General features: G+C 75.4%; 9 protein-coding genes and 1 pseudogene. 7 read left to right on the top strand and 3 right to left on the bottom strand.

Annotation, left to right across the window (positions count from 1 at the left end; all coding sequences use genetic code 11):
• Window positions 1-30: 30 nt before the first annotated feature.
• Together AC07B0_RS33185 and AC07B0_RS33180 are read right to left on the bottom strand one after the other, a co-directional pair.
• Complete coding sequence (locus tag AC07B0_RS33185; protein WP_007262967.1) at window positions 31-486, bottom strand: Lrp/AsnC family transcriptional regulator; 456 nt, start codon at window positions 484-486, stop codon at window positions 31-33.
• Window positions 487-496: 10 nt separating this feature from the next.
• A complete protein-coding gene (locus AC07B0_RS33180; RefSeq protein WP_356876785.1) occupies window positions 497-1951 on the bottom strand; it encodes an amino acid permease in 1455 nt (484 codons plus the stop codon).
• Window positions 1952-2591: 640 nt separating this feature from the next.
• Between AC07B0_RS33180 and AC07B0_RS33175 the strand changes: the two genes are divergently transcribed.
• From AC07B0_RS33175 to AC07B0_RS33145, 7 genes are all read left to right on the top strand, one after another.
• Window positions 2592-3521, top strand: coding sequence for a GDSL-type esterase/lipase family protein (locus tag AC07B0_RS33175; protein WP_469382107.1), 930 nt, complete (start codon window positions 2592-2594; stop codon window positions 3519-3521).
• A gap of 116 nt (window positions 3522-3637) precedes the next feature.
• Entirely contained in the window at window positions 3638-4615 is a 978-nt protein-coding gene (locus tag AC07B0_RS33170) for an SCO0930 family lipoprotein (protein WP_356876781.1), read from the top strand.
• Between the two features lie 93 nt (window positions 4616-4708).
• Window positions 4709-5572, top strand: a complete 864-nt coding sequence (locus AC07B0_RS33165; protein WP_469382105.1) for a LytR/AlgR family response regulator transcription factor — start codon at window positions 4709-4711, stop codon at window positions 5570-5572.
• 218 nt (window positions 5573-5790) lie between these two features.
• Window positions 5791-6066, top strand: a complete 276-nt coding sequence (locus AC07B0_RS33160; RefSeq protein ID WP_356876777.1) for a hypothetical protein — start codon at window positions 5791-5793, stop codon at window positions 6064-6066.
• 91 nt (window positions 6067-6157) lie between these two features.
• Complete coding sequence (locus AC07B0_RS33155; RefSeq protein WP_478899702.1) at window positions 6158-7891, top strand: sodium/solute symporter; 1734 nt, start codon at window positions 6158-6160, stop codon at window positions 7889-7891.
• Window positions 7888-9159: a sensor histidine kinase gene (locus tag AC07B0_RS33150; RefSeq protein ID WP_356876773.1), complete on the top strand. Its 1272-nt coding sequence runs from the start codon at window positions 7888-7890 to the stop codon at window positions 9157-9159. The genes AC07B0_RS33155 and AC07B0_RS33150 overlap by 4 nt, the downstream gene beginning before the upstream one ends.
• A gap of 16 nt (window positions 9160-9175) precedes the next feature.
• Window positions 9176-12031, top strand: a complete 2856-nt coding sequence (locus AC07B0_RS33145) for an ATP-binding protein (RefSeq protein WP_478899700.1) — start codon at window positions 9176-9178, stop codon at window positions 12029-12031.
• A 143-nt stretch (window positions 12032-12174) separates the two neighbouring features.
• Here AC07B0_RS33145 and AC07B0_RS33140 read toward each other — a convergent pair.
• Window positions 12175-12722, bottom strand: a pseudogene (locus AC07B0_RS33140) (sigma-70 family RNA polymerase sigma factor).
• Between the last annotated feature and the right edge of the window lie 76 nt (window positions 12723-12798).

The following is a 12798-nucleotide window of genomic DNA, read 5'->3' as shown; positions in this document are numbered from 1 at the left end:
GCGGGTTCCGCCACCTCCGGGGCGCCCCGGTCAGGCGGGTGCGCCGGAGGTGAAGCGGCGGAGCAGGGGGGAGAGCACGAGGACGGACTTGGTGCGTTCCACGAAGGGTTCGCCGGCGATGCGCTCCAGGACGCGCTCGAAGTGCCTCATGTCGGAGGCGAAGACCTGGACGAGGGCGTCCGCGTCGCCGGTGACGGTCGACGCGGACACCACCTCGGGGTACCGCTCCAGCCCTCGCCGGATGTCGTCCGGCGAGGTGTTGTGGCGACAGTAGATCTCGATGAAGCCCTCGGTCTCCCAGCCCATCGCGGCGGGGTCCACACGGACCGTGAAGCCGGTGATGGCGCCTTCGGCCCGCAGCCGGTCGACGCGGCGTTTGACGGCGGGGGCGGAGAGTCCGACCTCGGAGCCGATGTCCGCGTAGGAACGCCGGGCGTCCTCGGCGAGGGCGTGCACGATGCGTTCGTCGAGATCGTTCAGTCGCACTGCGGGTGGATCACTTCTCTGCTGTGGCCAGTCGGGAGCGGCGGATGCCGTACAGGAAGTAGAACACGAGGCCCGCGGCCATCCAGCCACCGAAGACGATCCAGGTTGCGGTGTCCAGGCTGAACATCATGTAGCCGCAGGCGAGGAGGCCGAGGATCGGGGTGACGGGGAAGAGGGCGACCTTGAAGGTGCGCGGCATGTCCGGGCGGGTCCGGCGCAGGATGACGACGGCGACGTTGACGAGGCCGAAGGCGAAGAGGGTGCCGATGCTGGTGGCGTCGGCGAGCTTGCCCAGCGGGATGAAGGCGGCGAGGACTCCGCAGAAGAGGGAGACGATCACCACGTTGGCGCGGGGGGCGCCGGTCTTCCCGTCGACCTTGGCGAAGACCTTGGGGACGAGGCCGTCGCGGGACATGGCGAAGAGGATGCGGGTCTGGCCGTAGAGCACAGCGAAGACGACGGACGCGATGGCGACGACGGCGCCGGCGGCGAGGACGACGCCCCAGAAGGTGTGGCCGGAGACGTCGGTCATGATCTGGGCGAGGGCGGCCTCGGTGCCCTTGAAGTCCTGCCACGGCATGGCGCCGACGGCGACGAACGCGACGAGGACGTACAGCACGGTGACGATCAGCAGCGAGAGCATGATCGCGCGGGGCAGGTCGCGCTTGGGGTTCTTGGCCTCTTCACCGGCGGTGGAGGCGGCGTCGAAGCCGATGTACGAGAAGAACAGGGTCGCGGCGCCCGCGCTGATGCCGGCGATGCCGAGGGGGGCGAGGGGGGCGTAGTTGCCGGCCTTGATGCCCATGAAGCCGATGCCGATGAAGAGCAGCAGCGTGACGATCTTCACCGCGACCATGATCGTGTTGATGCGGGCGCTCTCCTTGGCGCCGCGCATCAGGAAGACCATGGCGAGGAGGACGACGACCAGCGCGGGGAGGTTGATGAAGCCGCCCTCGCCGGCCGGGTTCGAGACCGCTTCCGGGATGGTGATCCCTATGGTGCCGTCGAGGAGCTCGTTGAGGTACTCGCCCCAGCCGACGGCGACCGCCGCGACGGACACCCCGTACTCCAGGACCAGGCACCAGCCGCAGATCCAGGCGATGAGCTCGCCCATGGTGGCGTACGCGTACGAGTACGAGGACCCGGAGACCGGGACCGATCCGGCCAGCTCCGCGTAGGACAGGGCGGAGAAGAGCGCGGTGAGGCCCGCGATGACGAAGGAGATCGTCACGGCCGGGCCGGCCTTGGGCGCGGCGGTGCCGAGGACGACGAAGATGCCGGTGCCCAGGGTGGCGCCGATGCTGATCATCGTCAGCTGCCACATGGTGAGGGAGCGGCGCAGCGAGCCGCCCTCGCCCTGGCCGCCTTCGGCGACCATCTGCTCGACCGGCTTGCGGCGCAGCAAAGGATGGGCAGGCTTGCGGGGCTCGGAGGTGAGCGGTGGCGCCTGGCCGGTTTCGAGCACGAGGGGACTCCTTTGACACTGCGGGTGGGGATTCAGGCGTCGACCGCAGCGGTCCGGAGCAGGAGCAGGCGGGCAGAGGAGCCCGCCTGGGCATGGGGGACCGCCGAGCAGGCGGTCCACGCCACTCCACGTACAGCGAGTGAGCCTACGAGCTGAGTGATACCGCCCGTAATGCACCATCCTTGCACATTGGCGAACGATCGTTGCGCGGATCTGTCCGGGATGGCCCTTTGTTGCGCGCGGATGATCGATCACTGCGCGGGGGCCTTCGGCGGGATTTCTTGATACTTCGTCAGATGTGTCGCAGCGTGCCGCCCTGGAGCCGGCCCGGCGGGGGCACGTGTCAGCGCCGCGCCCGGCGGCGGTCGGAACCGTCCCCTCCGGGGTACGGGAGAACCCGGCGGGCCCACGACAGACGCACGGACGGCAGGCAGCCAGACAGGCAGACAGGCAGACAGGCAGACGGCACGAAGATCCCGTACCCGACGACCGGAGGCGACGAGTGAGAGAACCGAGCCCGAGCCCGAGCCCGAGCCCGAGCCCAAGCCCGAGCCCAAGCCCGAGCCCGAGCCCCGAGGGCCCGTGGCAGGACCCCGCGCCCTTCCTGCGCGGGGTCGCCTGGCTGGACAAGGGCCGGCCCGTGCGTGCCGACCCGGCGGACACCATGCGGCTGCCCTGGGACACGGGCGAGCGGGCCACCCTCCCCATAGGGGTGCGTCTGGAGTTCACCACCGCCTCCGCGCACGCCGTGGAGATCCGCTACCGGGCGACGGTGCCCGGCCCCACCGACGCCCTGCGCGACCTGGCGCACGGCTTCGCGCTGTGGAACCGCCACGGGCTGCTCACCGAGGTCTTCACCGAACCCGCCGCGGAATCCGTCGTACGCCTCGAACTGCCGCACGGCGGCGGCCCCTTCACCCTCCACCCGCCCGAGGCGCAGTCCCCCCTGATCCTGGGGCTGCGCGGCGTCGGCGGCGCCCTCGCGCCCGCCCCCGCCGCCCCGCGCTGGGTCGTCCACGGCGACTCCATCACCGAGGGCTGGTGGTCCACCCGGCCCGCCCACGGCTGGCCGTCGGTCACGGGCCGGGCGATGGGCTGGGACGCGGTGAACCTCGGCTACGCGGGCGCCGCGCGCGGGGAACTCGCCACCGCCGAGCAGCTCTCCGCGCTCCCCGCCGACGTCCTCACCCTCGCCTTCGGCACCAACTGCTGGTCCCGCGTGCCCTACTCCGCCGCGCTGCTGTACGAGACCACCCGCACCTTCCTCGACCTGATCCGCCAGGGCCACCCGCGGACCCCCCTGCTGCTCCTCTCCCCCGTGCTGCGCCCCGACGCCGAACGCACCCCGAACCGGCTCGGCGCCACCCTGGGCGCCCTGCGCGACGCGATGGAGCGGGCGACCCGGGACCGGATCGCCGCCGGGGACGGCCGCCTGGCCCTGCTGCCGGGCCGTGACCTGCTGGGATCCGAGCACCTCGCGGACGGTCTGCACCCCAACGACGCCGGACACCGGGTTCTCGGCCTCGCTGTGGCCACGGCCCTGCGCCGGTCCGGGTTCGACGGCGGGTGAGTGAAACAGGTCATACCGATCCCGCTGAACGGATCGCTCTCCCCGCCCCGTGTTCTGCGCAAGTTGCCGCGGTCCGGCGACGGACACGGCAGACACCACACGTGGGAGAGATCAACATGGGTATCAAGCGCGGAAGTTCCCTGGCTGCGGTCGCCATCGTCGTCGCCCTCACGGCGACGGCCTGCGGCGGGGACGACAAGGCGGCCGACAACACCAAGCCGGCCGGCGCCGCCGCGGCCGCCCCGGCTCCCGCCTCCGACGCCTACGGCAGCGACAAGCCCTCCGAGTACGGCGCGGGCGCCGCGGACGGCGCCGCTAAGCCCGCCGGGCAGCTGACCGTCGCCGGCACCGAGCAGCTCGGCCCGGTCCTCACCGACAGCGCCGGACTCACCCTCTACCGGTTCGACAAGGACACCGCCAAGCCCCCGGCCTCGAACTGCGAGGGCGACTGCGCCAAGACCTGGCCGGTGGTCGCCGCGGGCGACGTGACGGCCGCCGCGGGCATGGACCCGGCCGTGCTGGGCGAGGTGGTCCGCAAGGACGGCAGCAAGCAGCTGACGGTGGGCGGCTGGCCCGCGTACCGCTTCGCCAAGGACACCAAGCCGGGCGACCTGAACGGGCAGGGAGTCGGCGGCACCTGGTTCGCCCTGGCCCCCGACGGCAAGAAGGCCGCGAAGGCGGCCGCCGCGCCCGCCCCGGCCGGCTCGGAAGGCGCGGAGGGCGCCAAGGGCGCGGAGGGGGCCCTCACCGTCGCCAAGGACCCCAAGCTCGGGGAGCACATCGTCGACGGCAAGGGCATGACGGTCTACCGCTTCAAGCCGGACACCGCCTGGCCGATGGTCTCCAAGTGCGAGGGCGACTGCGTGGCCAAGTGGCCGGTCGTCGCGCCGGTCGACAAGGCGAACGCCAAGGGCATCGTCGAGAAGAACTACCTGGTCCTCGACCGCCCCGACGGCAAGAAGCAGCAGACGGTCGACTGCTGGCCCGTCTACACCTTCACCGGTGACAAGAAGCCCGGCGACACCAACGGCCAGGGCGTCGGCGGCACCTGGTACGCGGTCTCCCCCGAAGGCAAGCTCATCACCGTGAAGTAACCCGCCCCGGACCGCGCGGCCCCTGCCCACATCCCCCCTGGGCAGGGGCCGCGCACCGTTTGCGGGGGCGCGGCCGTTGCCTACACTCGGCCCATGCTGCGCGCCCTGGCCGTCGACGACGAGAAGCCCCTCCTGGAAGAGCTCCTGTACCTGCTGCGCTCGGACCCCCGGGTGAGCAGCGCGGAGGGCGCCTCGGACGCCACGGAGGCGCTGCGCCGGATCACACGGGCGCTGGAGAGCGGCCCGGACGGCCCCGACGGCATCGACGTGGTGTTCCTCGACATCCAGATGGCCGGGCTGACCGGGCTGGACATCGCCCGGCTGCTGTCCGGGTTCGCCCGGCCGCCGCTGATCGTGTTCGTCACCGCCCACGAGGGGTTCGCCGTGCAGGCCTTCGACCTCAAGGCCGTGGACTACGTGCTCAAGCCGGTACGGCCGGAGCGGCTCGCCGAGGCCGTCCGCCGGGCCCGCGCCCAGCTCGGCCGTCCCGCGCCGGCCCCGGAGCCCGGGACGGGCCCCGTGCCCGCCGTCCCGCCGCCCTCCCCGGCCGCCGTCCCCGCCGGGCCGCCGGCGCCCCCCGCGCCGCGCCGGCCGGCCGCGGAGGCGGGCGTCGCCGAACGCGCCCCGGACCAGATAGCCGTCGAACTGGGCGGGGTCACCCGGTTCGTGGCGATCGCGGACATCGCCTACGTCGAGGCGCAGGGGGACTACGCCCGGCTGCACACCGACGACGGCAGCCACCTGGTGCGCATCCCGCTCTCCACGCTGGAGGAGCGCTGGGCGGCCCGGGGATTCGTACGGATCCACCGGCGGCACCTGGTGGCGCTGGGCCGCATCGACGAACTGCGCCTGGACTCCGGCACGACGAGCGTCCGGGTGGGCTCGGCGGAGCTCCAGGTCAGCCGGCGCCACGCGCGCGAACTGCGGGACCTCCTGATGCGCCAGGCAACGGGCTGACCGCCGCCCCCTGCCGCCCCTTGCCGCCCCGACGGCCCGGCGACGCCGCCCGCCCCGGTGCCCGACCGTACGACCGTCCGGCGTGCGAGGGCGCCGTTCGTCGCGCCGGGGCGGGCGTACGGCGATCCGCCGGGGCCGTCGGCCGCAGCGGCCGTCCGGACCGGCGGCCGCGCCGCGGGGCGCGCGTATCGTGGATCTTCCTGCCCGGGAGGAGCCAGATGTCCGAGATCGAGGCGCTGCTCGACGCGCTGACCGGACTGCCCCGGACCCGGGCCGCCGGGCCCGCCGAGGCCGAGGCCCTGCTGGCGCGGCTGCGCAGTGCGGCGGCCCGCTGGGCCGACGTGCTCTACGAGGCCCGCGAGGGCACCCGGCAGCAGCTGCCGCCCCGCGCCGAGGCGGCCCTGACGCTCGCGTTCCGGCGTGCCGAGGAGTCGTACGTGGAACTGGAGATCGCCCTCCGGGACTGCGCGGAACACCGCGACCCGGCCCTCTGACAGCCGGCGGATCGTGCCGGATCGTGCCTGTTCCCCGGCGCGGGGCGGTGCATAGACTCCGGTCACCCCCTCCCCCGTCGAAGGAACACCGGTGAACCAGACGTACGCGCTGACCGCGGTCACCGTAGTCGTCCTGGTCACGGTCCTCGTCGGGGCGCTGGGCCTGCGGATATCGCGGACCACCTCCGACTTCTACGTCGCCTCGCGCACCGTCGGGCCCCGCCTGAACGCGGCGGCCATCAGCGGCGAGTACCTCTCCGCCGCCTCCTTCCTCGGCGTCGCGGGACTGGTGCTGCTCCAGGGGCCGGAGATGCTCTGGTATCCCGTCGGGTACACCGCCGGCTACCTGGTGCTGCTGGTGCTGGTCGCGGCCCCGCTGCGGCGGTCGGGGGCCTACACGCTGCCCGACTTCGCCGAGGCCCGGCTCCAGTCGCGGGCGGTGCGCCGGATCGCCGTGCTGTTCGTGCTCGGCGTCGGCTGGCTGTACCTGCTCCCGCAGTTGCAGGGCGCGGGCCTGACCCTGGAGATCCTCACCGGGGCCCCGCACTGGGCGGGCGGGGTCGTCGTCGCCTTCGTCGTCACGGCGGCCGTCGCGGCGGGCGGCATGCGCAGCATCACCTTCGTCCAGGCCTTCCAGTACTGGCTCAAGCTCACCGCCCTGCTGGTGCCCGCCTTCTTCCTGATCGCCGCCTGGGCGGGGGACGGCGCGCCGCGCGCCTCCTTCGACGCCCCGGCGGTGTTCCGCGAGCACACCTCCGTCACGCTCGCCGAGGACGTCCGGCTGTCGCTGGACGCGCCGCTGACGGTGACGGTGACGGGCCGGGTCGACGGGACCCCGTACACCGGCGCCCCGGTGACCCTGCCGGCCGGCGTCCACAACGCCGAGGCCCGCACCCGCCTGGAGTTCGCCCCGGACAGCGTGGTGCCGGGCGCCCGCGCGGGAACGGCCGCCGGTACGGAGCCCAGCTGGTCGGCGCCGCTGTCCGGGGAGCGGCGCGTGCACCGGCTGTACGCCACGTACGGGCTGATCCTCGCCACGTTCCTCGGCACCATGGGCCTGCCGCACGTCGCGGTGCGCTTCTACACCAGCCCCGACGGGCGGGCCGCCCGGCGCACCACCCTGGTCGTGCTCGGTCTGCTCGGGGTGTTCTACCTGCTGCCGCAGGTGTACGGGGCCCTCGGCCGGATCTACGCGCCCGAACTGGCCCTGACCGGCGACGCGGACGCGGCGGTGCTCGTGCTGCCCGAACGGATGCTGGGCGGGCTGCTCGGCGAGCTGCTGGGGGCGCTGCTGGCCGGGGGCGCGTTCGCCGCGTTCCTGTCGACGGCCTCGGGTCTGACCGTGGCCGTGGCCGGGGTACTGCACCAGGACGTGCTGCCGTGGCGCGGGGTGGGGACGTTCCGCTGGGCCGTGGTGCTGGCGATGGCGGTGCCGCTGGCGGGCTCGGTGGCGGCCACCCAGGTGCCGGTCGCGGACGCGGTCGGGCTGGCCTTCGCCGTGTCGGCGTCCTCCTTCTGCCCGCTGCTGGTGCTGGGGATCTGGTGGCGCGGGCTGACCCCGCCGGGTGCGGTCGCCGGGCTGCTCACCGGTGGCGGGGCCGCGCTGGGCGCCGTACTGGCGACGCGGGCCGGGCTGGCGCCGTCCGGCTGGGCGCACGCCCTGCTGGCCTGGCCGGCGGTGTGGTCGGTGCCGCTGGGCTTCCTGACGATGGTGCTGGTGTCGCTGGCCACGCGGTCGCGGATCCCGGCCGGTACGGCGGCGGCGCTGGCCCGGCTGCACCTGCCCGAAGCCGTTGCCGGGGACCGGGCGGGGGCCCCGCGGTGACCGGGGCGGCGCTCGCGGTGCTGGCCGTGACGGGTGCGGCGCTGCTGCTGGGTCTGGGGTGGGCCGCCGGCCGGTGGCACGCGGTGCGCGGGGAACGGGCCGCCGGGCTGGACCTGGGCACCCCCGTCGAGCGGGCCACCTTCCACACCCTGCACACCGCCTCGCTGGCCGCTCCCCCGCTGCGGGCCGGGCTCACCGAGGACGCCGCCCGCAAGGCGGCCCGGAGGCTGCGTTCCCTGCTCGGCACGGAGGCCCTGTGCCTGACGGACCGGGAGACGGTGCTGGCCTGGGACGGCCCGGGCGCCGACCACCACCAGCGGCGGGCGATGGCGCGGGTCGCGCAGGTGCTGGAGTCGGGGCGCAGCCAGAGCGTGCGGACGGACTGCCAGCGGGTCGGATGCCCCCTGAAGTGGGCGGTGTTCGCCCCGCTCACCGGTGAGGACGGGATGCTGGGGGCGCTCGTCGCCTACGGTTCGCGGGAGTCGGCGGTCCTGGTGCGGGCCGCGACGGAGGTGGCCCGCTGGGTGTCCGTCCAGCTGGAGCTGTCGGAGCTGGACCGGGCGCGGACCGGGCTGATGGAGGCGGAGATCAAGGCGCTGCGGGCGCAGATCTCCCCGCACTTCATCTTCAACTCCCTCGCCGCGATCGCCTCCTTCGTGCGCACCGATCCGGAGCGGGCCCGGGAGCTGCTGCTGGAGTTCGCGGACTTCACCCGGTACTCGTTCCGGCGGCACGGGGACTTCACGACGCTGGCGGAGGAACTGCGGTCGATCGAGCAGTACCTGGCCCTGGCCGGGGCCCGGTTCGGGGACCGGCTGAAGGTCACGCTGCAGGTGGCGCCGGAGGTTCTGCCGGTGGCGGTGCCGTTCCTGTGCCTACAGCCGCTGGTGGAGAACGCCGTGAAGCACGGGCTGGAGGACTCCACGGCGGAGTGCCGGATCACGATCGCCGCCCGGGACGCGGGCTCGGAGGCGGTGCTGACCATCGAGGACAACGGGGTCGGGATGGAGCCGGCGCTGCTGCGGCGGATCCTGGCCGGGGAGCGGCCGGGTTCGGCGGGGATCGGGCTGCCGAACGTGGACGAGCGGATGCGGCAGGTCTACGGGGACGCGTACGGGCTCGTCATCGAGACGGGTGTCGGCGCCGGCATGAAGATCACCGTACGGATCCCCAAATACCGGGCGGGCGTGCACAGTTCCGGGCCGGGAAGCGGCAGAACGGGACCCCGCCGGGCCGGGCCGTGGCATCCTGCGGACGGCGCGGCGTGACGGAGGGGCGGCCGGCGTGCGGGTCGGGCGGGAACGGCAACGGGAAGAACTGAGGGAGTGGGTGCGGCGGGGCCCGGGCGGCGGGCTCCTGGTGGTGGAGGGCGAACCCGGCGCGGGCCGGACCCGGCTGGTCCGGGAGGCGGTGGCCGAGGCGGAGGCGCTCGGCCTGGGCGTGCGGTACGGCGCCGCCGAGGCCCTCGGGGTGGGTCTGCCGCTGCGCGCGGCACTGGACTGCCTGTACCCGGACGGCGGGGCCGGCCCCGGGGGCCCGGACGGCGGCCCGCGCCCGCCCGGCCCGGACGGCGCCCCGGGTGCGCCCGCTGCGGGGCGGGCCGCCGTGATCGCGCTGCTGCGGGAGGCCGGGGCGGCGCAGCGGCCCGGCGGGGCGCTGCTGGCCGCGATGGACCTGCTGGTGGCGGCGGTCGAGGGGTGGTGTGCGCGGGGGCCGCTGCTGCTGGTGCTGGACGACCTGCACTGGGCGGACCCGGCGACGCTGCTGGTGTGGGGCCGGCTCGTCCGGGCGGCGCGGGCGGGCCGGCTCCCGCTGCTCCTCGCGGCGACCCGGCAGCCGCTGCCCCGGCGGCCCGAGGTGGAGCTGCTGTGCGCGGAGCCGGGCGGGGCCGTGGTGCGGCTGGATCCGCTGGGGCCGCAGGACTCGGACGAGCTGGTCCGGGAGCTGCTGGGGGCGCCGCCCGGGCCCCGGCTGCGGGAGGCGGCCGCGCTGGCGGGCGGCAACCCGCGGCTGCTGCGGGACCTGCTGGGCGCCTGGTCGCCGGCCCTGCGGGTGGTGGGCGGCGTCGCCGAACCGGGACCCGGAGCCGGCGGGTTGCCGGACCCGCCCGCCTCCGTGGCCCGGGGGCTGGACCACCTCTCCCGGGCGGCCTGTGCCTGCCTGCGGCACGCGGCGCTGCTCGGAGCCCGGTTCACGCCGCGCGAGCTGGCCCTCGTACAGGACAGGCCGGTGCGGGAGCTGCTCGCGGAACTGGAGGAGCCGGTGCTGGCGGGCCTGCTGGAGGACACCGGCGAGGTGCTGCGCTTCCGCCATCCGGCGCTCCGCCGGGCCCTGTACCTGGACACCCCCGCCGCCGTCCGCGCCGCCCTGCACCAGGACGCGGCGCGGGCCTTCGCCCGGGCGGGCCTGGAACCGGTGCGCATCGCCGAGCAGTTGCTGGGGGCCGGGGCGCCGGACGCGTGGGCGGTGCGCTGGCTGGCCGGCTCCGCGCAGGACCTCCTCCCGGTGGCCCCGGAGACGGCCGCCGAGCTGCTGGAACGGGCGCTCGCGCACGGCCCCCGCGAGGACCGGGCGGCCCTGGACACCCTGGAGGAGGCGCTGGCGGACGCGGCGCTGCTGCTGCGCCGCCCCGAGTCGGCGGAGCTGCTGGACGCCCTGCGCGAGCGGGCCGCCGATCCCGACCGGAGGGCGGCGCTCGCCTTCAAGCTGGTGTCGGCGCTGATGATCCCGGGCGACATGGAACGCTGCCTGGCGGTCACGGAGCGGGCGCTGGCGGAGTCCTTCCCGTCGGCTTCGCACCGGCTGCGCCTGGAGGCCTGCCGGGTGCTGGCGCTGGCCGACCTGCGGCGCCCGCAGGAGGCGTACGCGCTGGCGGGGCCGGTGGTGGCGGAGGCGGCCCGGCTGGGGGACCCGCTCTGCGGGGCGGAGGCACAGCACGCGATGGCCTACGCGCTGTTCCACCTGAGCCGGGGGCGGGAGTCGCTGCGGCACGTGGCGGAGGGGATCGCGTACGCCCGCCGCTGCCCGGCGGCGGACGACATGCGGCTGCTGCTGCTCGCCAACCAGGCGGAGGGGCACATCCGCTTCGACGAGCCCGAGGTCGTCGCGGCGGCGCTGAGCGAGGCGCGGGAGCTGGCCGTGCGGACGGGGTCGACGGGGCGGCTGGTGGTGGTCGAGGCCCGGCTGGCCGAGTTCCACTACCGGCTCGGGGACTGGGACGCGGCCCTGGACCGGGTGGCGCGGGCGGACGGCCTGCCGGTGTCGGACGGCTGGCTCCCGGTGGTGGTGCGCGGCCTGCGGGCGCTGGTGCTGGGGCACCGCGACGAGCGGGAGGGGGCGGCGGCGGAGCTGGCGGCCCTGCCCTCGGACGCGTTCGCCTCGGCGGCGGCCCGCCGTTACGGCTCCCACGTGCTGCTGGCGCGGGCCCTGGCGGCGGAACGGGACGGCCGGCCGGCCGAAGCGCTCGCCGCGCTGCTGCCCGCGCTGGCGGAGGAGGGTCAGGAGGCCACGGTGTACGACCGGCCCTGGGTGCTGTCGGAGGTGGTGCGGCTCGCCCTGGAGTGCGGGGAGCCGGGTACGGCGCGGGCGGCTGTGGCGGCATGCGTCCGGGCGGCGGCCGACCTGGCCGAGTACCCGGGCCCGGCGCTGGCCCTGCTGCGCTGCCGGGGGCTGTTCGGGCAGGATCCGCAGCTGCTCGCGCGGGCGGTGGCGAGGGCGGACCGGGCCGGGTGGCCGCTGCCGCGGGGGCACACCCTGGAGGACCTCGCGGTGGCGCGGGCGTGGCGCGGCGATCTGGCGGGCGCGCGGGAGGCGCTGGCGGCCGCGGTGGCGGTGTACGAGGGCCTCGGTGCGCGGTGGGACGTCGCGCGGGCCGACGCCCGGCTGCGGACCCTGGGCGTCCGCCGGGGCAGCCGTTCGGCCCGGCGGCGGGCGGCCGGGGGCTGGGCGGCGTTGACGCCGGCGGAGCTGAAGGTGGCCCTGCTGGTGGCGCAGGGCAGGTCCAACCCGGAGATCGCGGACGCCCTGTTCCTGTCGCCCCGCACGGTGCAGACCCACGTCTCGCACATCCTGGCCAAACTCCAGGTCCGCTCCCGGGCGGGCGTGGCCGCCGAGGCGGCCCGCGCCCCCCGGACGCCGTAGGCCGGCCGACCGTCAGGGTGTGGACCGGTCCGTACGGTCCACACCCGTCGGCCGGACCGCCCCGCCCCGCCTCGCCCCGCCTCGCCTCGCCTCGCCTCGCCTCGCCTCGCCTCGCCTCGCCCGGAGCCTCCTGAGCCGCGTCCTCAGGGCGTCTCCGCCGTGGCGTCGTAGCCGGGCAGGCGGGCGCGCAGGGCCCGCAGGGCGTAGTGGGAGCGGGATTTCACCGTTCCGGCCGGCACTCCCAGGGCTTCGGCGGCCTCGCGCACCGACGCCCCGCGGAAGTACAGCTGGACCAGGACGGCCCGGTGTCGGGGTTCAGGGTGCGCAGCGCTTCCCGGAGGTCGAGGGCGGCGACGGCCTGCTCGGTGCGGTCATCGGCGGCCGGGGCCTGCTCCAGGGCCTCCGGGCCGAGCTCGGCGGGCCGCGACAGCCGGGCCCGCCGGGCGTCGATGGCCAGACGCCGGGCGACGGTGTACAGCCAGGGCCGCAGGGAGGCGTGGTCGGTGCTCTCCAGGGCCTCGGGGTGTTTCCAGGCCCGGACGAGGGTCTCCTGGACGAGGTCCTCGGCGCGGTGCCGGTCCCCGCGGGTGAGGGCGAGGAGGAACCCGAGGAGCGCCTTGCCGTGCTCGCGGTGGAGCCGTGCGAAGGTCTGCTCTTCGGTGGTGCGGCGCGCGAGGGTGGTGGTGGTCACCTGGGTCACCCCTTCCGGTCGGATGCCCCGAGCCTCGCCGGGACGGCGGACGGAGTTATCCGCCGCCTGGCGGACC

Source organism: Streptomyces sp. NPDC044704 (assembly GCF_056433525.1).
The sequence above is the reverse complement of the archived record's forward strand: the minus strand, read 5'-3'. Positions and strand labels throughout refer to the sequence as shown.

What these genes read in the sequence shown, in the direction of transcription:
- AC07B0_RS33170 (WP_356876781.1), top strand. Translation starts at nt 3,638, where the DNA reads ATGGGTATCAAGCGCGGAAGTTCCCTGGCTGCGGTCGCCATCGTCGTC.
- AC07B0_RS33165 (WP_469382105.1), top strand. Translation starts at nt 4,709, where the DNA reads ATGCTGCGCGCCCTGGCCGTCGACGACGAGAAGCCCCTCCTGGAAGAG.
- AC07B0_RS33160 (WP_356876777.1), top strand. Translation starts at nt 5,791, where the DNA reads ATGTCCGAGATCGAGGCGCTGCTCGACGCGCTGACCGGACTGCCCCGG.